Genomic DNA, 21682 nt, shown 5'->3' with positions numbered 1-21682 from the left:
CTTCTTTCCTTCGCCGCGCAAGGGGCCACGGGGTACCATGCAGGAAACCATACTGACAGTCCGCGAGCTTACGGAGCAACTGCGCAAGAGCCTTGAGGGGCGCTTTCCCTTTGTCTGGGTGCGGGGCGAGGTGACAAATTTTTCCCGTCCTGGTTCCGGGCATGTCTATTTCAGCCTTAAAGATCAGGACGCGCAATTGCAGTGCGTCTGGTTCCGCCACATGCAGCGGCAGGCTGATCAGCCTTTTGATCCGCTTACGGGCGAGGTTTTTGACAAGCCAAGGCCGTCCCCCCTTGAACTTTTGCGTAATGGCCTGGACGTGCTTTGCGCGGGACGCATCAGCGTATACGCCCCACGCGGGCAATACCAGCTTGCCGTGGAACTGGTGCAGCCTGCGGGCGAGGGGCTGCTGGCCCTGGCTTTTGAAGAGAGCAAGCGCAAACTGGCGGCCCTGGGGTATTTCAGTCCCGAACGCAAGCGTCCGCTTCCTCGTGACCCGCAACGTATAGCGCTCATCACATCTCCCACAGGGGCGGCCATTCACGATTTTCTTGAACTGGCGCGTACGCGCGGCAGCGGTTCGCGCATCCGTCTGTTTCCGGCATTGGTGCAGGGGGCGGAGGCCGCTCCGGCCATTGTGCGGGCTCTGGCTGAGGCCAACGCCCAGAATTGGGCGCAGGCCATCGTGCTCGTGCGCGGCGGCGGCTCTTTGGAAGACCTGTGGGCCTTCAATGAAGAGTCTGTGGCCCAGGCCGTATTTGAGTCCCGCCTGCCCGTGCTGGCTGGCATTGGGCATGAGGTGGATGTTACCCTGGCGGACATGACCGCCGACATGCGTGCGGCAACCCCGAGCCACGCCGCACAGTTGCTCTGGCCATTGCGGATGGAACTGCACCAGCGCGTGGATGAAACCTGGGCAGCCCTGCGCCGCGCCATGGAACGGCGCCTTGAGGCAGCCGGGCAGGCCCTGCGCGAATGCGATAAAGCCTTGTCCTGGTTTTCGCCGCAGCGTCACCACGAACGCCTTTATGAACGCCTTGCCAGCCTGGAGGCGGCTCTTGAGCGCTCCGGCCGCTACTGGCTGGATGACAAGACGCGGAAAGCCGACTTTCTGGAACGTGCCCTGCGCAAAGCCCTTGGAACAGAAAAACTGGATACGCTTGATGCGCGGCTGGAACAGCTTGCCGCCCGTCTGCATGCGGCATTGCCGCGACTTGTTGCGGACAAGGAGCGTTCGCTGCAACACGGCATACAGCACTGGCAAAGCACGGCACGGGGCTACGTAACAGAGCAGTTGCGGCGTCTTGAAACCCTGAGCATGGCCCTTGAGGCGCGCGATCCCCTCATGCCGCTTACGCGCGGCTATGCACTGGTCAGTACGCCTGGGGGCCTTGTGCGCTCGGTTGACCAGGTTCCTTCCGGAACCAGTATAGAAGTGCGTCTGGCCGATGGCAGCCTGTCTGCCCTGGTAAACGGCGTGCGACGCCGCCAAAGTCGCAAGGTGGAGGAATCATGATACAACAGTTGTGTAATATACTACGGCGTCAGGACATGCGTGCGGAAAAATCCTTGCAGAGGTCGGCCCGCATGCTGCCCTTGATTCTGACGTTTTTCTCTTTGCTGCTTTTGTCTTCCCTGGGGGGCATTCCTGCTTTTGCCGCCCTTCAGGTAAAGCTTGAAGCTCCTGCCACGGTGGCCAGAGGCGATGCTTTCGTGGCTCTGGCTGTCAGTGATGAACCCGCAACTACCTTCAACTTCAAGTGGATGGGCAAGAGCTACGCGGCCACGGCCGTTGCCGTCGCGCAGACCTCCGGCGGGGTGCAAAAATGGCAGGCCGTCATATTGCTGCCTGTGCCGCTTGATGCCAAGGAAAATGATTTTACACTGGCAGTCACCCCCATAACAGGCCATGCGGGCGGCAAAAAATCCTCTGCTGTTCCACAGGCGGCCACATTGGGCATTGGCGTGTATGATAAAGACCGTCCGGTTCAGAAGCTTACTGTGGACAAAAAGTATGTTGATCCGCCAGCGGCGCAAATGGAGCGCATCAAAGCCGACAGGGAACTTGTGCGCAAAACCCTTGCCACGTATACGCCCGAACGTCTTTGGACGCTGCCTTTTGAACGGCCCGTTCCCGGTGACGTTTCGAGCCTTTTCGGGCTCAAGCGGGTATTCAACGGGCAACCGCGCGGATTGCACCGTGGACTGGACCTGCGCGGCACCGAGGGAACCCCCATTGTGGCCTGTGCCGATGGCAGGGTGGCCCTGACGGGTGATTTGTACTTCTCGGGCAATGTGGTGTACATCAATCACGGCGAGGGGGTTTTTACGGCGTACCTGCATATGTCCAAAATTCTGGTCGCTGAGGATCAGGCCGTGCGCAAGGGCGAGGTCATAGGTCTTGTGGGGGCCACAGGCCGCGTCACAGGGCCACATTTGCATCTCTCTCTCCTGGTGCAGGGCGTGTCGGTGGATCCGCAGCCGCTTCTGGCCCCTCGTGCCGATGGCGGGGGCGCCCCCAGAGCAGATTAACTTTGAGAATATACATTCTCAAAGTTTAAGGCGCGCTCACTTCGGCGTTTAACCGCGCAGCTAAATTGCGCTTACGCCTCCGTAGCGAACGTCTGCTCACGCAGCCGTCAGAGCAATTTAAAAATTAAATTGCTCCAATGCCGTGGGCCAGCCCTCACAAGCCCCTGAAAAGGGAAAGTAGACTGTATGAGCGCCAAGACCGAAAATCTTTTTGAAAAAAAACTGGCCCGACTCCAGGAAATCGTTGCAGCGTTGGAATCCGGAGATTTGCCTCTGGAAAAAGGCATGGCCCTGTATAAAGAAGGTGCCGGATGCGCGCGGTATTGTCGGCAGCAGCTCGACAAGGCGCGGCACGAACTGGAAGTCTGGCAGGACGGCCAGGCCCGCCCCATGCCGGGGCAGGGGGGCCAGGGCGGAGATGGGCCCGGTTCGTACCCTGATGATGAAGCTGAAGAAGCCGAAGAAGCGTAGGAGGCTTGACAGGTGATGATGCCAGTATCCCGGATGAAGGAGCTTTTGCGCGAACGTGGGCAAATGGTGGAGGCCTGTCTTGCGGTCGTTTTTGACGGTAGGCCCATACCGCAACGCCTGAAGGATTCGATGCAGTACAGCCTTCAGGCCGGTGGCAAGCGCCTGCGTCCCGTACTCTGTCTGAGCGCTGCGGCCATGTGCGGGCTGCCCATTCAGGATGCTCTGCCTTTTGCTTCGGCCATTGAGATGATCCACACATATTCTCTCGTGCATGACGACCTTCCCGCCATGGATAATGACGACTTGCGGCGCGGCAAGCCCTCGAACCACAAGGCTTTTGACGAACCCACCGCCATTCTTGCCGGTGACGGCCTGCTTACCGATGCCTTTTTGCTGATGTGCCGCAGTCCCGTGGCTCCTCCCCGTGTTCTGCGCGCCGTGGGCGAATTGGCCCTGGCCGCTGGCTCGTCCGGCATGGTGGGCGGGCAGGAATGGGACATGATATTTACCGGCAAGGCGGAGATAACGCTTGAGGAGTTGCGCGGCATACACGCCATGAAGACAGGCGCGCTGCTTCGGGCTTCCTGTGTGTGCGGGGCCATGCTGGCCGGGGCTTCTGACGGGGATCTTGCGGCCATCGGTTCCTATGGCGCGTCTCTGGGGGTTGCCTTTCAGATAGCCGATGATATTCTTGATGTGGTGGCGGACACTGCCACGCTTGGCAAGCCCGCTGGCAGTGATGTGGCCCAGGGCAAAAAAACCTATCCCGCCTTGCTGGGACTCGATACAAGCCGGGCCCTTGCGCAGGAGCAGGCCGAAACCGCCAAGGCTGCTTTGGCGGCCTTCAACGGGCAGGAAGCGGAATTTTTACGTGCTTTGGCCGAATACACGGTCAACAGGGCGGCCTGATATGCTTGATGCGCAAAAAACAGCAATGCCGATCGACTTCTCTGGGAATATACAGGGGGTAAATGTGGCTGAAGCAGGTCATGCCGGGCGGGGTCCTTCCCATAATTCGCCCCAGGCAGAACCGCACGGTTCGCTTTTGGACAGTATTGAGCGCCCTTCGCAGTTGGGGAGCATGAGTGAAGCCCAACTGCAGCAGCTGGCCGGAGAAGTGCGGCAGCGTATTATTGACGTGGTTTCGCGCAACGGCGGTCATCTTGCCCCTTCGCTGGGTGTTGTGGAGCTGACGCTTGCGCTCCTTTCCACGTTCAATATTGAAAAAGACAAGCTCGTGTGGGATGTGGGCCATCAGGCCTATGCGCATAAACTGCTCACGGGGCGGGCGCATCGGTTTGAAACCCTGCGCACCTTCGGCGGTATTTCAGGCTTCCCACGCATGGCCGAAAGCCCTTATGACCACTTTGGCGTCGGGCATTCATCAACATCCGTTTCCGCCGCCCTTGGCATGGCTTTGGCCCGTGATCTTTCGGGCCTGAAGCACCATGTGCTGGCCGTTATCGGCGACGGCTCCCTGACTGCTGGCGAAGCCTTTGAAGGACTCAATCTGGCCGGGCATATGGGACGGCGACTCATTGTGGTGCTCAATGACAATGAAATGTCCATTTCACCCAATGTCGGCGCGCTTTCACTGTTTTTAAGCCGTACCCTGTCCCGGCGCTGGGTGCGGCAGGCCCGTAAGGAAGTGCTCAACTTCCTGCGCTCCATCCCGCGCATAGGTCAGAAACTGGCCTTGTACGCCCTGCGGGGCGAGGGAAGTTTCAAGTCGTTTTTTACGCCCGGCATGCTGTTTGAGGCTTTTCGCTTCAATTACATTGGCCCGGTTGACGGCCATGACCTCACAAGCCTGCGCCGCCATCTGCAAATGGCGGCGGCTGTCGAGGACGGCCCCGTACTGCTGCATGTGCGCACGCAAAAGGGCAAGGGCTATGCCCCTGCGGAAAAAAACCCGACCCTCTATCATGGCGTCGGGCTGTTTACGCCTGAAACAGGCCAGCCCGTACCCTCAACGGCCAAGGTGCCGTCTTTTACCGGAATTTTCAGCAAAACGCTGGTTGAGCTGGCCGAAAAGGATAAAAGAATTATCGCCATTACGGCTGCCATGCCGGAAGGCACCGGCACGGACAGTTTCAGGGAGCGATTCCCCGATCGGTTTGTGGATGTGGGCATCTGCGAGCAGCACGCTGTAACCTTTGCCGCTGGTCTTGCCAGCCAGGGCTACCGTCCGGCGCTGGCCATTTATTCCACTTTTCTTCAGCGCTCCTACGATCAGGTGGTGCATGACGTCTGCCTTCAGAACCTGCCCGTTACCCTGTGCGTGGATCGTGCCGGTCTTGTGGGCGAAGACGGAGCTACGCATCACGGAGCTTTTGACATCGCCTATCTGCGGCATATCCCCCAGATAAACCTGCTGGCGCCCCGTGATGAGGACATGCTGCGTCACTGTCTTTTTACATCGCTCAACCATGACGGGCCATGTGCTTTGCGCTATCCCAGAGGCGCTGGTTTTGGCGTTCCTCTGGACGGGCTGCCGCGCCTGCTGACCCCCGGCAGGGGAGAGGTGCTTCAGGACGGTGAAGGCATCGCCATCGTCGCAGTGGGCAGCCGCGCCCATCCCGCCCTTGAGGCCGCGGCGCAGGTCGAACAGGTTCTTGGCATCCGGCCTCTGGTTTTTGATCCCGTATGGCTCAAGCCCCTGCCGCAGGAACAGCTTGCCACCATTGCGGGCCGCTTTGACCGCATTCTTTTTGTGGAAGAGGGCGTGCTGGCTGGCGGGTTTGCATCGGCTGTGCTGGAATTTTATGTGGACAACGGGCTTATGCGAGGGCAGAAGATCAAGCGGCTGGGGCTGCCCGACAGTTTTGTCGAGCATGGCAGCCAGTTGCGCCTGCGCGAGCTTGTGGGCCTGCGTACGAAGAATATTGCTCAGGCCGTCATTGATCTGGCGAAGCAGAAATAAAGGAAACGCTGATTTATTCCGTTTGGCGGCGTTGCTTCACTTTTTTTGAAACAGTCGAGGACGGAAGAGTCCACTCCTGCTTCAAAAAAAGAGCGCGCCTTGCCAAACGAAACAACTGCGCGTTTCCAAGAGGCTCTTTAATCAGTGCCTCCTAAAGCAATTTTGACCTCCCTTTACTCTGGCTGAAAATTCCGGAGTATGAACAGGATTACAGGGAAAAGACGTCTTGAATGGCTTCTTTTCCCTTTTTTTACGCGCATCGCATTTATGATAAGGGTTTTAGAGCATTTTGCTAATGAGAATATCCACAACTTTCAAACCATCCCTTCGCATCTGAGGGGGTGATTGTGGTAAAAGCATCTTTGATTGCGAAAAAAAGGGTATCACTATCTGTTGCCTGACGTTCTCGTAATTTTGTCTTTATTTTGCTCCACATCTTTTCAATGGGGTTCAAATCCGGGCTATATGCGGGTAAATATTTTATTGTAATATTGCGAGAAGAAAACTTGCTCATATCAAAGCTGTTCTTATGAGCAGAAAGATTATCCATTATTACAATATCGTTGGCATTTAACTCTGGAAGTAATACTTCCTCCATATAGGATGCAAATATTTTTTTGTCCACCGCACCATCAAAAACAAGACATTCTGTATTCCCTGAAAGCCTGACTGACGAAAGCATTGTTACCGTTTGCCATGAGCCTGATGCGCTGCCATGACACCGATCACCTCGCAAAGAGCGTCCACGTAGCGGGCACATGTTGGTCTTTGCAGCAGATTCATCAAGAAACACAAGAGACTCTTTTTCGCAAAACTTACTCCACTGTTGCCATTCTTCACGCGCAGCTTTGATATCTTCCCGGTCTTGCTCCGAGGCCCGGAGAGTTTTTTTTGTAAGTTATCCCAAGCTTGAGCAGTGTTCTGTGAATGACAGAAACATTGCACGTTTTATTGAACCTGATTCTTATCTTTTCCAGTGTAATCGATGGTTCTTCACGAATCAGGTTGACGAGTTCCAGTTCTTCGTCCGTGCTGAAGACACGGGGACGGCAACCTCGCGGTTTCGGGTCTTGAGGTTCCCCATGAGCGTCCCGTTTCAACCAGTTTTGAATGGTCTTATAATGCACACAATAGGCATTGGCCAACTCTTGCTGGGTAAATAGACCTGTTTTGTATGCCTCAACAGCTCGTTGTCTTATGTCGTTATTTGATATTGGCATGCACGGAGTATAAAGATATTATAGATAATTTCAATAACAAAATGCTCTAGGGGGTGGGGGCGTGGGGGAGGAGACTCTTTTGCAAAAGGGTCTCTCCCCCACAAAGCGGTTACAGCACGCGGCTAAAGGTGACGTCGCCAGCCTTGAGGTGCGCCTCTATGCCGCCGGGCAGTTGAAAGCGTGTGTTGCCGCGCCCCTGTATAAGGGCTTCGTCCAGAGCCAGCAGAGTGCTTGCCCTGGCCTGGGCGGACGTTGAGTGCGGCGTCAGCGTCGATATGTCTGAAGCCATTGCCGCCTTGCTGCCGGCGCATAAATGTTGCAGCGCCCGCACATACAGCCGCAGGCGGGCCGCCGGGTGCAGCGGGCGCAACAGGGCGCTGGGCAGCGTCAGCGCTGTAAGGGCTGTCTGACCGTTTTGCCGCCCGGCGATCATTTCCTGCCAGGGACGGGCGGCAAGGGCGTCGTCAAGGGTCTTTTCCCAATACTCTCTGTCCAGGTTGGCCAGTTGCCACATGTGCCCAAGGGTGCGGTCCAGGGCGGGGTTTTCCGCCCGCAATAAGGGCAAAGCCTGAAGGCGCAGCCTGTTGCGCCGGTAGTGCATGCTTTGGTTGCTGGCGTCTTCACGCCAGCCAAGGCCGCATTGCCGCAGAAGCTGTTTGAGATCCTCAGGGTCGCAGGCCAGCAGCGGCCGCAGCAGACAGCGCGCGTCATCTCTGGCGGACATGCCGCCAAGAGACGGCCAGCCCGCGCCACGGACAAGCCGCAATACGATGTCTTCACTGAGATCCTGGCGGTGATGCCCCAGGGCGATAAAATGAGCGTTTTGGGTTTTGCGTTCTTCTTCCAGCAGCGCGTAGCGCACGGCGCGCCCCGCTTCTTCCTCGCCCATATGGTGGCTGGTGGCAAAGCCCTTCACGTCCGCCTTGCGCACGGTGCAGTGCATGCCAAGGGCATGGCAGACTGCGTGCGCATGGGCTGCATCATCATCGGCTTCGGGCCGCAGGCCATGATTGACGCTAAGGGCTGAGAGACGCAGGTTCAGGCGCGGGGCCAGAAGGGAGAGTACAAGAGCCAGCGCTGTGGAATCAGCCCCGCCTGAAACGGCCAGCACAAGGCCTGCCCCTTTCGGCAGGTCTAACTGGCGCAGGCAGAAGCGCTCAACTTGAAGGCAAAGGAGCGCAGAGGCGCGGGGAAGGCTTTGCAAATTGGGTATCTGGTGCATGCTGTGCCCCGGTTGCGGGCCGCAACGATCTGGACGGGTGCGCGGCGGTGTGATTTGCTTATTGCCCTGCCGGAACGGGCGGCGCAGGGCTGGTCTGACAAAGAATGCTGCGCAAAGGTATGCACGGCGCACAAAACACGGGAGGATTCACAGGGCTCCGGTACGGCATGAACGGTTGGGAACGATGCGCAAGCCGGTATTAGGGAAGCACTGACTAAAGAGCCTCTTGGAAACGCGCAGTTGTTTCGTTTGGCAAGGCGCGCTCTTTTTTTGAAGCAGGAGTGGACTCTTCCGTCCTCGACTGTTTCAAAAAAAGTGAAGCAACGCCGCCAAACGGAATAAATCAGCGTTTCCTTAGGTGGTGATGCCAAGGTCGGTCAGCATCTGCTCCAACCAGGCGATCATGCTGGCGCGCAGTTCGGGGCCGGCATAATGCACGCAATCGCACCGCATGCGGTTCTTGGCTCTTACGAGCAGTTCCATCCGCAGGGAGTCTTCTTCAACTTCAAGGCCAAAAACGTGCGGGCCGCAGCTTTTCACATGTTCTTTCTGAACAGGGGAAAGCATTTCCACAGGAGCTGGCAGCCAATAGAGGCCGTCCATGCCGGATTCAAGCTCCATATCCTTGAGAGTGGCGGTTACCTTGGCAATTTCTTCGGGCGTGAGGTCATCAATGCCGTACCAGCGCATCAGTTTTCCTCCGAATAAATACAGCCTGTTTTATCAAGGTTGAATATGCGTCGCATAACACTGATGCGCGGGCCGTTGCCCTCCTGCGACATGCCGCCGTGTTTCAGAAACATGATGGGGTCGTGATTAAGCTTGCGCACCAGAGAGCTGGCCATGGCCTCCAGCGCTTCACGGGTCTTGTCATCCACCGGACCGAGGCGTTTGAGGGTCTTGGCCAGTTCCTCTTCGGCAATGGCCTGGCTTTTTTTGATAAGGTCAACAATGGTGGGCTGCATGTCCAGGCTGGAAAGCCATTTTGAAAAATACGCCACTTCCTCATTGACGATTTCCGCAGCCTTGGCCGCTTCATCGCGGCGGGTGGCCAGGTTTTCTTCCACCACTTCCCTGAGGTCATCAATGTCGTAAAGGTAGACGTTGTCCAGGCCGTTGACGTCAGGGTCGATGTCGCGTGGTACCGCGATGTCGATAAAGAACATGGGCCTGTTTTTACGGGCCTTGAGCGCGGCGCGGATGTCGCGCGCACGGATGATGGGCTCCTGCGAACCCGTTGAGGTGATGATGATGTCCACATCAAGCAGGTAGTGGGGCATCTGCTCAAAGGGGATGGCGCGGCCATTGAACTGCTTGGCCAGTTCCTGCCCGCGAACGTGGGTGCGGTTGGCCACGAAAATCTCGTTAATGCCTGCCTGAAGCAGATGCATGGCCGCCAGCTCCGCCATTTCACCCGCGCCCACCAGCATGGCCTTGTGTTCCCGCATGTCGCCAAAGATGCGTTTGGCAAGCTCCACGGCGGCGTAGCTGATGGAAACGGCGCTGGAAGCCACCGCCGTTTCAGTGCGCACCCTCTTGGCCACGGAAAAAGCCTTGTGCAGCAGCCTGTTGAGTATGACTCCGGTGGCGCGGCTTTTGACAGCCTTGCGATAGGCTGTTTTCAATTGGCCGAGGATCTGCGGCTCGCCCAGCACCATCGAATCCAGGCTCGACGCCACTGAAAACAGATGGCGGACGGCTTCAAGGTTTTTATGCACGTAGACGTAGGGCCGGAGGTCCTCAATGTCCGTTCCTCTGGCCTTGGCCCAGCTGCCCAGTATCTGCTCGGCCATGTCGCCGGTGCCGGCAGCCAGAATTTCTACGCGGTTACAGGTAGAAAGTATGATGCTTTCACTCACCGCGCCAGTACATGGCAATGCCCAGTGTTCCTCATCGCAGTGATTGGCCAGGGCGAAGCGTTCGCGCACGTCCACTCCGGCGGTGCGGTGATTCAGGCCCACAAGAAAAATATCACAGTCCATAATTATGCCCGAGTCAGCGCCGGATGAATGCGTGGTGCGTTTCCATAAAGGTATTCACCACAATGATTGAAAAAAGACAGAGTATAAATATGTAAACAGCCAGCCGCGCGGGTTTGCGCCCACGCCAGCCCTTGGTGAGCCTGTTGTTGAACAGTACGGAAAACAGCAGCCAGATGACGATGCTGATGACCTCTTTGGGGTCGCCGGTTACCGTGGCTCCAAAAACGGGTTTGGCCCATATGAGGCCTGAAACGATGCCGAGCGTATACAGGGGATAGGCCACAACAGTGGCAAAGGCGTTGATTTTGTCAAGCATGGCAAGAGCGGGCATGTCCTGCCAGAAGCCCTTCATGTACTGCTTGCTTTTGATGCGGCCCTCAAGAAAAAGAAAAAGAGATCCAGCCGCAAAAGCCAGGGCCATGAGGGCAAGACTGAGAAAGAGCGTGGCTATATGCAGGGCATAGAAGGGCGCTTTGAGATAATGCGGCACCTCGACCACAGCCTGAAGATAGGGTGCGGACATGGCAAAGAGCATGAGCCCCAGCGGCGAGGCAAAAATAAGCGAGGCTTCCTGCTTGAATTTGCCCCAGGAGGCAAGGCCGCACAAGACCACAAACCAGGCCATGAGCTGCAAATAGGCTCCAAGGCTCAGCCCGTCAGGCAAAGCTTTGTGAAAGCCTGTAGCCAGGCTGATTGTCTGAAAAATAAAGCCCGAGGCGGCAAGATAGCAGCAGGTACGCCGCCAGAAAGGGCTGCGCGCCACCATGCCTACGATACCTGACGCGCTGGCCAGCCCGTAGAGGAGCAGGGTGACGCCGGTAGAAAACTCAGGGGAGATCATAAAGTAACTCCGCTATATGAACGTGCAATTCCGCTGGCAGTTCCGCCAGCAGGCACTGTCGGCAGTTTTCCATATCACCGGCTTCAAGCCACTGCTGAAGCGGGGAGACTGCCAAACTTCGGAACAACTGTGTATTCTGCCCTGTCTCGACGCCCAAGGCAAGAACCAGAGGACGCAACCTGCCCATAAGAGTGGCCATGCGGGCTCGCGGGGCCAGCCATTGGGTCAGTTCCTCTTTCCAGCGCCTGGCCAGGGCAGGGCTTGCACCGCCTGTGGACAGGGCCGCAGCAAGGGGAGCGCAACGGGCCACGGCCGGAATCTGAACATTTCCTTCTTCCGGCGTGCTGGCGCAGTTGCACAGTATGCCCAGGCTGCGGCACAATGCCGCTATGCGCCGGTTTTCATCCGCATCGCCAGTGGCGGCAAACACCAGGGTTTTGCCGTGTATGTCGCCCGCCGTGCAGGTTCGGCGTTCAAAGCGTACACGCTGATCCCGCAGCATCTCTTGCAGGGAAGCGTCGTGTGCTGGCGGATCATTGCGCTCCAGCACCAGAACGGATGCCGGATCGCAGGCCAGAAGACCAGCCAGTTTTCGCTGCCCGACCTGCCCCAGCCCGACCAGCAGGCAATCCAGCCCTTTGAGACTAAGAAAGAGGGGATACAGGGGTGTTTTGAGCGCGAAAGTTTCCATATGGGGTCCGGTGTGCGTCATGCCGCAAATATACGGAATACCGTATTGTACAGAAGCTGGCGGTTTTTGCAAAGTCCCCTGCGCTTGCTTCCGTTCGCCTATTGCCGTACCTTCCCAATATTGATTGATTTTGGCGGCGGGCGCGGCAATGTCGCTGTTCATGGCAGTGGCGGTCCCGGCGACAAATCGCAAAACCAGGAAGGGGCATGGCGACATTTTTGGTTATTCAGGCGGCACGCTTTGGCGATGTGGTGCAAACCGGGCGTTTGCTGCGCACTCTTGAGCGGCGTGGTCAGGTGCATCTGGCTGTTGATGCCAGCCTGTCTTCCCTTGCGCGTCTGATTTACCCGTTTGCCACAGTACACGGACTTGCTTTGCACGGCTGCCAGGAGCATGACGTTCTGGAAAAAAATATCCGGGTTCTGGCAGCCTGGCGCGGCATGGAGTTCACTGCCGTATACAATTGCAATTTTTCCGGCCTGACAGCGGCCCTGTGCCGCATGTTCGCGCCAGAGACTGTAGTGGGCTACAAACCTGCTGCCGACGGCATATGGCGCTCGCCCTGGGCCAGAATGGCCTTCCAGTTGAGCCGCCAGCGCGTGCTTTCATCGCTGAATCTTGTGGATTTTTGGGGCCACTTCACCAATGACCCTTTGCCGTCAGCCGAGGTCAATCCCGTGGCTGCCCCTGGCGGTCAGGGAATCGGCGTGGTGCTGGCCGGGCGTGAATCCCGCCGTTCATTACCCGCGCCCCTGCTGGCTGATGTGGTGCGTACGGCTTTTTCCGCCTTGGGCGGCCCCAGGGTGCGCCTGCTTGGCTCCAGTGCGGAAAAGGGCGTGGCGCGCAAACTGCAGCGGTTGTTGCCGCCCCAAATGCAGGGCAGAGTGGAAGACCTGAGCGGCAAAACCGACTGGCCCGGCCTTGTTGACGCGGTCAGTGGGCTGGACGCCCTGATAACGCCGGATACAGGCAGCATGCATCTGGCCGCGCGTCTTGGCGTGCCTGTTCTGGCCTTTTTTCTGTCTTCAGCCTTCGCGCATGAAACAGGACCCTACGGGCAGGGGCATCTTGTCTGGCAGGCAGAGCGGCATTGCGTCCCGTGCCTGGAATCTGCCCCATGCCCGTATGACACGGCCTGTCTTGAGCCTTTTCGCAGTCAGGCCCTGCTGCGCTCATTGACGCTGGCCCTGACCGAAGGAACGGGACGAGCGGCTTTGCCTGAAGGCTTGCAATTATGGCGCAGTAGCGTGGATTCTCTTGGCACAGTGCTGCATCTCGTGGCCGGGGCCGACAGGCATGCGGTCAGACGCGCGCAGGTGCGGGAATTTCTGGCCTCATACCTGCATGTGCCCTTTGTGAAGCCAGCGGATGCGGCAGATGGCATCACTGTTTCTGGCGAGGTCAATTCCGGCGTTGCCTGGCTGTTTGACGAATGGTTGTGCCGCGATACGGACTGGATGCTGCCGCCCGGCAGATACTGCTGACGTGGAGAATATGCCCATGCCCTCTGCCTCTCTGAGAATTCTTGTGGTTTTGCCGATGTATGGCGGTTCCTTGCCCATAGGAAGGTACTGCGCGCGCGCCTTGGAAGAGATGGGGCACAGCGTGCGTACTTTCGAAGCTCCGCTCATGTATCCGGCCTTTACGGGACTGCAGGGGCTTGGATTGCCTCCCGCCCAGACTGCGCAGCTTGAAAACTCCTTTCTTCAGGTTGTTGCCCAGGCCGTGTGGGCGCAGGTACAGGCGCAGGAACCGCATCTGGTTCTGGCCATGGCCCAGGCGCCCATGGGCCGTAGCCTCCTCCAGCGGTTACGGCGGTCTGGGGTGCGTACGGCCATGTGGTTTGTTGAAGACCATGCGATTTTTCAGTACTGGCGCGCCTATGCTCCCTTGTATGACGTTTTTGCCGTTATCCAGAAGCAGCCTTTCCTGGATATGCTGGCCGAGACAGGTCAGACCAACGCGCTCTATCTGCCCATGGCCGCCCAGCCGGACTTTCATAAACCAGTGAGCCTCAGCCCAGAAGAAAAACGGGAGTATGGCGCGGACATCGGATTTTTGGGTGCCGGGTATCCCAATCGGCGGCTGGCCTTCAGGCCTCTGCTAGGCCGTAATTTCAAAATATGGGGTTCTGACTGGGAAGGAGAAAGCCTGCTGGCTGCCCATATACAGCGTGGCGGCGCGCGTATCGGCGAGGAAGAAAGCGTAAAAATCTATAATGCCACCAAGGTGAATCTTAATCTGCATTCCAGTCTGCATGCGACCGAGCTTGTAAGTCATGGCGATTTTGTCAATCCCCGCACCTTTGAACTGGCAGCCATGAACGCTTTTCAACTTTTGGACGAACGCAGTTTACTGGCTGACCTTTTTGCCCCCGATGAGCTGGCGACCTTTTCCACCATTGAAGAGTTTTATGCCAAGCTTGACTATTTTCTTGCGCACCCCGAAGCGCGAAGCACGTATGCCGCAAGGGCGCGGGAACGGGTGTTGCGTGAGCATACCTATCAGCAGCGCATGCAGCGCCTGCTGGACTTTATGGCCGAGCGTCTGGGCCCCTGGTCCGATGACATGAGCGTCGTGCATGCGCACGAAAACGCGGACAGGCAAAATGCCGCATCCGGCTCCTTGGAACGGCCTTTACCCAAGGGATTGAACCCGGAACTGGCGGCGGAACTGGGGGCTGCCATGGCCCACACCGTAGAGCGGCTGGGGCTTGGACCCCATGCGGATTTCGACCATGTTGCCACAGCGCTCAGAGCCAGGTCCGGCGTCCTTGATGAAGTGGAAACCTGCCTGCTGTTTTTGGACGAATGGCGCAAGCAGTATGCAAAATAGGTGATTAAAGTTTGAAATATTTTTTGGGGGAGAAATACTTTGTGGGGGAGGGACCCTTTTGCAAAAGGGTCCCTCCCCCACGCCCCCACCCCCTAAAACTCTTAGTTAGAGCAATTTCACTTTGAAATTGCTCTGCTGACGCGAAGGCGGCAGCCGCCGCCAAGTGACGTGGATTCTGGCGAAAACCACGTTTTTCGCCAGAATGATGCGTTGAAACAGGGCGTGTTTCAAAAGCAAAATGCTCTAGTATGATGTATCTGACTCAATAATCCTGTCTGGCCTTCACACAAAAAACCCGCCTTAGGCGGGTTTTTTGTGTAAGAAAGCAGAAAAGGCTGTCTGGTAGGACGTTGTGCCGCAATAAACGTCCCGGCGTTATTGGCCGGAATCGGTCAAAGTCGTCCGAAACTGGAGAGAACCGGGCGCGGATGTGGTGCCGGGCGTCAGTTATTCAGGATTTTTTTGCGGCGCGGTTTGGGGCGCTGCCTGTTGATCCGCTTCGGGCGCAGCTTGCAATTCTCTTTCCTCCAGGGGGGTGATGATCATTTCCTGGATCGTCCTGGACGCCGGGGATGACAGGCCGGTGGCCTGAGAGTAATAGGGCAGCATAAAGGCCACGGCCATGATCAGGGCCACCAGCAGGGTGAATTTGTGGCGCATGGGCGCGGAGCTTCGGGCCACAACCGTCCACAGAATCAGGGGAACAAGCCATACCAGCACCTTGGCGCTTTCGCGCAGGGCATTTTCAGTGGTGAAGACGCCGCCCTGCCATGCCTGCTGTATTTCAGCGACTGTCGAAGCAAGAAAGATCAGCCAGAAGATGGCCCAGGCATTGCGGGCCCATACGGCGCACCAGGGCACCATGGTATTGTAGTGGTCGCGCCCGAAATCGTCGCGCTGGCGGCGCAGGGTCAGCCACATGGCGCCGCTGGCAGCCGCCATGGCCAGAATCAGGGGCAGGGTCCAGTATAGGGAGCGCCAGAAAGGCGAAAGCCAGCCGGGAAAGAAAATGTCGCCCAGGGTAATGGAAGTGGCGTCGGGGCTGATATAGGCGTTTATCATCCGCGCGGAACTCAGGGCGACAACCACGGCGATGCAACCTTGCACGCTGCTGATCATGCCCATGACCACATGCAGAATAGGAACCTTCACAAGAAACTTCCACAAGGCGAAGTAAAGGCTGCTGACCAGTACGGCGATCCCCAGCATGATCCAGCTCAGTTCCACCATGAAGTCGGGCAGGGAGTCGGGGGTGTAGGAACCCTGCGCGAAAAACAGCCATACGCGCCCTGCAACCAGCAGAACCCAGCCCAGAACCATTGCCAGTTGGGCCAGTTGGCGCGCGCATTTATCGTAGGAGGAGCGCTTGCGGGTTATGGACAATATCCGCGCAGTGGCCGATATGAAGCCAAGCCCCGCAAAGGCCAGCAAGGTGGCCAGAGCCAGGGTTATGCACAGGGAATCAAGGCCTGTCTGCAAAAAGGGGCAGGTCTGCATCCATTGACGCGGCAGCTCCATCCAAGCGGATAGCTGAACCAAGACATCCTGAAAAAAGTTCATCGGGCGCCGCCTGTGGCTGGGCGTGGCTTCAGAACAGAAACACTCATGGTTGCTCCTTATAATCTTGCACTGGCTTGGGAAAGTACGCTATGGTCGAGAAAATGCGTTCAAGCCTGTATTTGCCTTAAAAAAGCCGGGGCCGCAAGGGTTCTTGATATATGCCCGGGCTTGGGGCAAAATTATTGCGGGAGACGTTATGAAGAAATTTTTTGCTGTACCTCTGGCTTGCGTGCTTTTGTCCACGGGTTGCGCCTCAACGGCGCAATTGCGCCATGTGGAAGGTAAAGAAGCGGCCAACCAGAAGACCCTGCGCGAAACCGATCAGCGTTTGAATGCTCTGGAGCAGAGCGTGGCCACTCTGGACAGCCAGGTGGCCCAACTCAAAAACAGAACATTTGAAGTGCGCACCCGTGGCGGCCAGAAGACCAGCATGACTGTCGTTCCCATCTTGCCGCCTGCGCCGGTGAAGGCAGCACCACCGGCGGCAGCGGGCGCTTCTTCGGACTCCTTGGGGGCGGCAGGCGCGGCCACGGCATCTGTTCCGGCTGCCCAGCGCCCGCCCGATGTGGCGCTGGGACAACACGGCCCCTCGGTAATGACTGCCTCGCCTGCCGCGCCCCCGGCTGCCTCATCTGCGGCAGCCCCGATGGCGACAGAAGCGGCGTCTTCTCCAGCCAGGGCTGAGGAAAAAACGCCCGTCTCCAAGGGCAAAGAAACACAGTCCGCCGCCGTTGCGCCTGAAACTGCCAGCGTTCCCAAGGGGAGGGTTATCGATCCTGCGGCCTCCGCACGTTCTTTTCCTCAGGCCGCACCGTCTGCTTCGGTAGCCGCAACTGAAGCCGCCGCTGCAACGCCTGACGCCGTCAGTCCTTCCCAGGGTAAGGCCGCTACGGCCGGTCCCCATGGGCAGGTCGGCACATCTAACAAAACGTCCCAGCACACCAACGGGGCAGGAACGCCGAGTGTGGGCCTGCCGCCCGTGGCAGCCCCGGAACCCGTGGCGCCGCCTGCGGCCAATCCGACGAATTTTGCAAACCAGGGTACGAATCAGCCCACCGTCCCCGCCAGCGCCGACAAGGGCGCTCCGGCGGGCGGCAACGCGGCAGTGCCCGTGCCCTCCTTGCCCCCCTCCGATCTGGCTCTGCCGCCGGAATACCCCGGCCTGCCTCCTGTGGAAGCGCCGGGTTCTGCCACGCCAACTCCCGCACCCGTTCCCGCAGTGCGGGCGACTGCTCCGACTGCCCCGGCAAAGCCTTTGCCTTCTGCCGCTGCCGCACCGCAAGCCACCAAGCCTGCGAAGAATGAAAAAGCCGGCTATGACGCGGCCCTTAAACTCATGACATCCGGGCGCTCTGCCGAGGGCATAGCCAGGTTTGAAGGTTTTCTGCAGGAATACCCGCAGGGCGTATATGCGGCCAATGCCGAATACTGGATTGGTGAGGGTTTGTACGCGCAGGGCAAATATCAGGAAGCTCTGAATCAGTTCCGCAAGGTTGACGCATCCTATCCGCAGCACCACAAAAATGCTGATGCCCTGCTCAAATCCGGCATGTGCCTGAGCCGTCTTGGCGACAAGGCTGCGGCTGCGGAGGCGTACAAACAGTTGCTGGCGCGCTTCCCCAATTCCGAGGCCGCCCGGATCGCGCGGTCGCGCGGGCTGGCCCGCTAGCCATGTCCCGAGGGCTGTCCTGGGCCGAGATGGGCGAAGAGGCCCGAACCGAATACTGGGCCAGCCTGGCTTTGCGGCACTGCACCGGGCTTGGGGCCCGCTCATGCACGCGGCTTTTGCGTACGTTCGGTTCAGCCTACGCCGCGGTGCAGTCCCGGCAGCGCTGGCGCGAGGCAGGGCTTACCCAGAAACAGGCGGCCGAAATGGCCACCGGATCATGGCGCGTTACAGCCCGGCAGGAGTGGGACAGCGCGCGCGACATTGACACCGCTATCCTGTTATGGACAGACCCCCTGTATCCTGTCCCGTTGCGGCAACTGCCAGACGCTCCCGTATTGCTGTACTGCCGGGGAGATATGTCGCTCTTGCAGGCCCCGGCCTTTGCCATTGTGGGGTCGCGTCGGTCCACGGAACATGGCAGAACAGTGGCGGCCCATATGGCCCGATGTCTGTCGTCCTGCGGGGTGACTATTGTATCGGGCATGGCGCTGGGCATTGACCGTGTGGCTCATGAGGCTGCCCTGACCCGTATCGGACGCAGTATTGGCGTACTCGGCACGGGCATTGACGTCATATACCCACAGGGAAACAGGGGTGTTTTTGACGCCATGCGAGAGCATGGCCTGCTGATCTCGGAATTTATGCCAGGGGCGCTGCCCCTGCCCGAACACTTTCCTGTGCGCAACCGGATTATCAGTGGTCTTGCCCTTGGTGTTCTGGTGGTGGAGGCCGCCAGCCGTTCTGGCAGCCTCATTACCGCCCGTCTGGCCCTGGAGCAAAACCGCGAGGTTTACGCCGTGCCCGGCCCGGCGCTGGATTCACACTGCCTGGGCTGTCAGGAGCTGGTGCGGCAGGGCGCGCGGCCTGTGTTCAGCGCCGAGGACGTGTTGCGTGATCTGGCGGACCAGTTACGGCCATATGGCATCAGTCAGGCAAGCCTGAGCGAAGAGGAAAAATCCGCACAGGAACCGTGTGACGGTGTTGATCAGGTCGCGATCAAGGGAGAGGCCGCCACGGACAGCCGCCGCGTGCGCTCAGGCGCATGTAAACAGGGAGACGAACCCTCAAAGGCGGAAGATCTGCACCTGCAACAGGATATGCCGCCGCTGGACGCCGCCGAGCAACTTGCTCCCTCAGAACGCAGGACGCTTCTGCTGGACTGCCTGCGGCAGAAAGGCCCCATGCAGGCTGATGACCTGGCCTGCACCCTTGCCATGCCAGTGTCCGAGATGAATGCCATGCTTGTGGGCCTTGAGATGCTCGGGCAGGTGCGCAGGCTGCCGGGAGCCCGGTATGAGGCCGGAATATGACAGGGAAGAACTCGAAACACACCAGGCGCGCGCGCCGCGCCAGTGCTGTGCCCGCTCAGGGGCAACTGGCATTCCCCGCTGAAGACGGGGCCGCAGGACATCCTGGGGGATCTTCGGCGGCGGGGCAGGGCAGGCCCGTCGGCCGGGCAACGCGTGACACGGCAGCCACAGTGAAAAAGGCAGAAACGTCAGGCGTGGATATGTCAGGCATGGATGCGTCAGGGGCAGGCGCGGCCGTTGTTGACCGCAGCCCACTTTTTATCGAGGCATTTCTGACCTGGATGGCTGTACAAAAAGGGGCCTCCGAGGCGACGCAAAAAGCCTACGCGGTCGACCTTGGACAACTGGCGGAGTTTTTGCGCAGCCAGGGGGTCAGCCTGGGTCAGCCTCAAACAGTGACGCGCCGCCATATCCAGTCCTTTCTGGCCTGGCTGTTTCGCAAGGGGGACGCCAAAAGCTCCATGGCGCGCAAACTGGCGGCAGCGCGTTCTTTCTTTCGGTTTCAGCAACGTGGCGGCAGGGTCGCGGAAAACGTGGCCGCCCTGGTGCGTAATCCCCGCCAGGAAAAACGCCATCCACGCACGCTCAATGTGGACGAAACCTTTGCCCTGCTGGACAGTACCACGGGGCCGGCTGGCGGTAGCGGGCCTGTTTCCGGAAGTGCGGAAGAAGAGCGGATTCTTTGTCGCGACCTGGCCCTGGCTGAACTGCTGTACGGCTCTGGGTTGCGCATATCCGAAGCTTTGGGGCTGGATGTGGACGATGTTCAGCTGGCTTCGCGTGTGCTGCGCGTTATGGGCAAGGGTTCAAAGGAAAGGCTTTCGCCACTTTCGGACACGTCCCATGAAAGCCTGAAGCGCTGGCTTGAAGAGCGCCCATTGCTGGCGCTGCCGGAAGAACCGGCATTGTTTGTGGGCACACGAGGGGCACGTCTCAACAGAAGGGAGGCCGCGCGCATCGTGGAACGCCTGTGTCAGCGCGCGGGACTGGCGTTTACCGTGTCGCCGCACAGCTTGCGTCACTCCTTTGCCACCCATCTGCTGGAAGCTGGGGCAGACATGCGCAGTGTTCAGGAATTACTTGGACATCAGCGCCTTACAACAACGCAGCGCTATACCCAGGTGAGCCTTGAAAGCCTGATGCAGACCTATGACCAGGCACACCCAAAGGCCTTAAAAAAATAAAAAAATCACGATCTTGTTTTTTGACTGCAAATTAAGAGTGTTATGAAAAATTCTTTGCATCTCATGGCCTGACGCAGTCAGGAAAATTTCCATGAGGCGCTTGGCATGGGCGGCACTTTGTGCTAAAGAGTACAAATCGGTCAAATTGAACCGCATACCTGAACCATACCGGAAGGAGAGACAGTCATGTCCGCATTAGTTCTTGGTCACATGAATCCTGATACCGATAGCATTGTTTCCGCCATTGTCGCCGCTGACCTGTACAGCAAGCGCGGTATGGACGTCACCCCGGTTGCCCAGGGCGCGCCCACTCCCGAAACCGAATTCGTTCTGAACAAGTTCGGCCTTGCTGCTCCTCAGGTTGTCGCCGACGTGGCTGGCAAGGATGTTTATCTGGTTGACTACTCCGACTTGGCCCAGGCCCCCAAGGGCATGGATTCCGCCACTGTGCTCGGCATTGTCGACCACCACAAGCTTGGTGACGTGACCACTTCTTCGCCGCTGGAAGCCTGGATCTGGCCCGTGGGCTGCACCAACACCGTTCTCAAGAACATGTATGACTTCTACGGCATCGAAATTCCCAAGAACCTTGCCGGCGCAATGCTGTGCGCTATCCTGTCCGACACGGTTATCTTCAAGTCGCCCACCTGTACCCCTGCTGATAAAAAGGCCGTTGAAGAACTGGCCAAGATCGCGGGCGTGAGCGATGTGGTGTCTCTGGGCATGGAAATGTTCAAGGTCAAGAGCGCCGTTGACGGCACCCCCATGAAAGACCTTGTCTTCCGTGATTACAAAGATTTCGACATGAATGGCAACAAGGTAGGCATTGGCCAGCTTGAAGTGGTTGACCTCTCCATCCTTGAGCCCGTGAAGGCCGGCCTGCAGGCCGAAATTGAAAAGGTCAAGGCTGAAGGCCGCCACAGCGTGTTTCTGCTGCTGACCGACATCATGAAAGAAGGCTCGGAAATGCTCATCGTTTCCGATGATCCCTCAGTGGTGGAAAAAGCTTTTGGCGTCAAGGCCGAAGGCTCCACCGTGTGGCTGCCCGGCGTCATGAGCCGTAAAAAGCAGGTTGTGCCCAACTTTGAAAAGGCTTTCAAGTAAGCACTGACTGTCAGAAGTAAAAACCCCGGTGCCCGCGCGGTGCCGGGGTTTTGCATTTATGGCCGCAGACGGGGGCTTGTGTCCAAGCGGCTGAGTGAGAGTGCGTGCCCCCCCGAAGGGATTAGCTCGGCCATTTGC

Annotated in this window: 17 protein-coding genes and 1 pseudogene; 11 read left to right on the top strand and 7 right to left on the bottom strand. The window is 58.3% G+C overall.

Going from position 1 to position 21682, the window contains the following annotated elements; all coding sequences use genetic code 11:
- Positions 1-37 precede the first annotated feature (37 nt).
- The 5 genes from xseA (at position 38) to dxs (ending at position 5926) form a co-directional block, all read left to right on the top strand.
- Positions 38-1516: an exodeoxyribonuclease VII large subunit gene (gene xseA / locus ACZ5DH_RS05605; protein ID WP_464256107.1), complete on the top strand. Its 1479-nt coding sequence runs from the start codon at positions 38-40 to the stop codon at positions 1514-1516.
- Entirely contained in the window at positions 1513-2532 is a 1020-nt protein-coding gene (locus tag ACZ5DH_RS05600) for a M23 family metallopeptidase (protein ID WP_464256106.1), read from the top strand. Before xseA ends, ACZ5DH_RS05600 begins: the two co-directional genes overlap by 4 nt.
- 186 nt (positions 2533-2718) lie before the next feature.
- A complete protein-coding gene (gene xseB, locus ACZ5DH_RS05595) occupies positions 2719-3003 on the top strand; it encodes an exodeoxyribonuclease VII small subunit (protein ID WP_464256105.1) in 285 nt (94 codons plus the stop codon).
- A 15-nt stretch (positions 3004-3018) separates the two neighbouring features.
- On the top strand, positions 3019-3912 hold the full coding sequence (locus tag ACZ5DH_RS05590; protein ID WP_464256511.1) for a polyprenyl synthetase family protein: 894 nt from the start codon (positions 3019-3021) through the stop codon (positions 3910-3912).
- A gap of 25 nt (positions 3913-3937) precedes the next feature.
- A complete protein-coding gene (gene dxs / locus ACZ5DH_RS05585; protein ID WP_464256510.1) occupies positions 3938-5926 on the top strand; it encodes a 1-deoxy-D-xylulose-5-phosphate synthase in 1989 nt (662 codons plus the stop codon).
- Between the two features lie 292 nt (positions 5927-6218).
- Here the strand turns inward: dxs and ACZ5DH_RS05580 are convergent.
- From ACZ5DH_RS05580 to ACZ5DH_RS05555, 6 genes and pseudogenes are all read right to left on the bottom strand, one after another.
- Positions 6219-6806: pseudogene (locus ACZ5DH_RS05580) on the bottom strand (IS630 family transposase); the annotation flags it as partial.
- A gap of 449 nt (positions 6807-7255) precedes the next feature.
- On the bottom strand, positions 7256-8368 hold the full coding sequence (gene tilS, locus ACZ5DH_RS05575) for a tRNA lysidine(34) synthetase TilS (protein WP_464256104.1): 1113 nt from the start codon (positions 8366-8368) through the stop codon (positions 7256-7258).
- A 354-nt stretch (positions 8369-8722) separates the two neighbouring features.
- Positions 8723-9058, bottom strand: coding sequence for a hypothetical protein (locus ACZ5DH_RS05570; RefSeq protein WP_464256103.1), 336 nt, complete (start codon positions 9056-9058; stop codon positions 8723-8725).
- Positions 9058-10350 carry a glutamyl-tRNA reductase gene (gene hemA, locus ACZ5DH_RS05565; protein ID WP_464256102.1) on the bottom strand — a complete coding sequence of 431 codons (1293 nt, stop codon included), beginning with the start codon at positions 10348-10350 and terminating at the stop codon, positions 9058-9060. Before hemA ends, ACZ5DH_RS05570 begins: the two co-directional genes overlap by 1 nt.
- Positions 10351-10363: 13 nt before the next feature.
- Entirely contained in the window at positions 10364-11191 is an 828-nt protein-coding gene (locus ACZ5DH_RS05560; protein ID WP_464256101.1) for a cytochrome C assembly family protein, read from the bottom strand.
- The gene (locus ACZ5DH_RS05555) at positions 11178-11882 is read right to left on the bottom strand and encodes a precorrin-2 dehydrogenase/sirohydrochlorin ferrochelatase family protein (protein WP_464256100.1); all 705 of its coding nucleotides are present in this window, start codon (positions 11880-11882) and stop codon (positions 11178-11180) included. Before ACZ5DH_RS05555 ends, ACZ5DH_RS05560 begins: the two co-directional genes overlap by 14 nt.
- A 206-nt stretch (positions 11883-12088) precedes the next feature.
- Between ACZ5DH_RS05555 and ACZ5DH_RS05550 the strand changes: the two genes are divergently transcribed.
- On the top strand, positions 12089-13366 hold the full coding sequence (locus ACZ5DH_RS05550) for a glycosyltransferase family 9 protein (RefSeq protein WP_464256099.1): 1278 nt from the start codon (positions 12089-12091) through the stop codon (positions 13364-13366).
- Positions 13367-13382: 16 nt separating this feature from the next.
- Positions 13383-14717: a CgeB family protein gene (locus ACZ5DH_RS05545; RefSeq protein WP_464256098.1), complete on the top strand. Its 1335-nt coding sequence runs from the start codon at positions 13383-13385 to the stop codon at positions 14715-14717.
- A gap of 447 nt (positions 14718-15164) precedes the next feature.
- Here ACZ5DH_RS05545 and ACZ5DH_RS05540 read toward each other — a convergent pair whose 3' ends face one another.
- Positions 15165-16256 (bottom strand): hypothetical protein, encoded by a 1092-nt coding sequence (locus tag ACZ5DH_RS05540; protein WP_464256097.1) that lies wholly within the window; start codon positions 16254-16256, stop codon positions 15165-15167.
- A 217-nt stretch (positions 16257-16473) separates the two neighbouring features.
- Between ACZ5DH_RS05540 and ybgF the strand changes: the two genes are divergently transcribed.
- The 4 genes from ybgF (at position 16474) to ACZ5DH_RS05520 (ending at position 21544) form a co-directional block, all read left to right on the top strand.
- Positions 16474-17946 carry a tol-pal system protein YbgF gene (gene ybgF / locus ACZ5DH_RS05535; RefSeq protein WP_464256096.1) on the top strand — a complete coding sequence of 491 codons (1473 nt, stop codon included), beginning with the start codon at positions 16474-16476 and terminating at the stop codon, positions 17944-17946.
- Between the two features lie 2 nt (positions 17947-17948).
- Positions 17949-19256, top strand: a complete 1308-nt coding sequence (gene dprA, locus ACZ5DH_RS05530; RefSeq protein ID WP_464256095.1) for a DNA-processing protein DprA — start codon at positions 17949-17951, stop codon at positions 19254-19256.
- 200 nt (positions 19257-19456) lie between these two features.
- On the top strand, positions 19457-20440 hold the full coding sequence (locus ACZ5DH_RS05525; protein ID WP_464256509.1) for a tyrosine recombinase XerC: 984 nt from the start codon (positions 19457-19459) through the stop codon (positions 20438-20440).
- Positions 20441-20626: 186 nt separating this feature from the next.
- Positions 20627-21544, top strand: a complete 918-nt coding sequence (locus ACZ5DH_RS05520; protein ID WP_464256094.1) for a manganese-dependent inorganic pyrophosphatase — start codon at positions 20627-20629, stop codon at positions 21542-21544.
- Positions 21545-21682: the final 138 nt, after the last annotated feature.

Source organism: Desulfovibrio simplex (assembly GCF_055387835.1).
Note: the sequence above shows the minus strand (reverse complement) of the source record. Positions and strands in the feature narration are given on the sequence as shown.

What these genes read in the sequence shown, in the direction of transcription:
- xseA (WP_464256107.1), top strand. Translation starts at nt 38, where the DNA reads ATGCAGGAAACCATACTGACAGTCCGCGAGCTTACGGAGCAACTGCGC.
- ACZ5DH_RS05600 (WP_464256106.1), top strand. Translation starts at nt 1,513, where the DNA reads ATGATACAACAGTTGTGTAATATACTACGGCGTCAGGACATGCGTGCG.
- xseB (WP_464256105.1), top strand. Translation starts at nt 2,719, where the DNA reads ATGAGCGCCAAGACCGAAAATCTTTTTGAAAAAAAACTGGCCCGACTC.
- ACZ5DH_RS05590 (WP_464256511.1), top strand. Translation starts at nt 3,019, where the DNA reads ATGATGCCAGTATCCCGGATGAAGGAGCTTTTGCGCGAACGTGGGCAA.
- dxs (WP_464256510.1), top strand. Translation starts at nt 3,938, where the DNA reads ATGCCGATCGACTTCTCTGGGAATATACAGGGGGTAAATGTGGCTGAA.
- tilS (WP_464256104.1), bottom strand. Translation starts at nt 8,368, where the DNA reads ATGCACCAGATACCCAATTTGCAAAGCCTTCCCCGCGCCTCTGCGCTC.
- ACZ5DH_RS05570 (WP_464256103.1), bottom strand. Translation starts at nt 9,058, where the DNA reads ATGCGCTGGTACGGCATTGATGACCTCACGCCCGAAGAAATTGCCAAG.
- hemA (WP_464256102.1), bottom strand. Translation starts at nt 10,350, where the DNA reads ATGGACTGTGATATTTTTCTTGTGGGCCTGAATCACCGCACCGCCGGA.
- ACZ5DH_RS05560 (WP_464256101.1), bottom strand. Translation starts at nt 11,191, where the DNA reads ATGATCTCCCCTGAGTTTTCTACCGGCGTCACCCTGCTCCTCTACGGG.
- ACZ5DH_RS05555 (WP_464256100.1), bottom strand. Translation starts at nt 11,882, where the DNA reads ATGGAAACTTTCGCGCTCAAAACACCCCTGTATCCCCTCTTTCTTAGT.
- ACZ5DH_RS05550 (WP_464256099.1), top strand. Translation starts at nt 12,089, where the DNA reads ATGGCGACATTTTTGGTTATTCAGGCGGCACGCTTTGGCGATGTGGTG.
- ACZ5DH_RS05545 (WP_464256098.1), top strand. Translation starts at nt 13,383, where the DNA reads ATGCCCTCTGCCTCTCTGAGAATTCTTGTGGTTTTGCCGATGTATGGC.
- ybgF (WP_464256096.1), top strand. Translation starts at nt 16,474, where the DNA reads ATGAAGAAATTTTTTGCTGTACCTCTGGCTTGCGTGCTTTTGTCCACG.
- dprA (WP_464256095.1), top strand. Translation starts at nt 17,949, where the DNA reads ATGTCCCGAGGGCTGTCCTGGGCCGAGATGGGCGAAGAGGCCCGAACC.
- ACZ5DH_RS05525 (WP_464256509.1), top strand. Translation starts at nt 19,457, where the DNA reads ATGTCAGGCATGGATGCGTCAGGGGCAGGCGCGGCCGTTGTTGACCGC.
- ACZ5DH_RS05520 (WP_464256094.1), top strand. Translation starts at nt 20,627, where the DNA reads ATGTCCGCATTAGTTCTTGGTCACATGAATCCTGATACCGATAGCATT.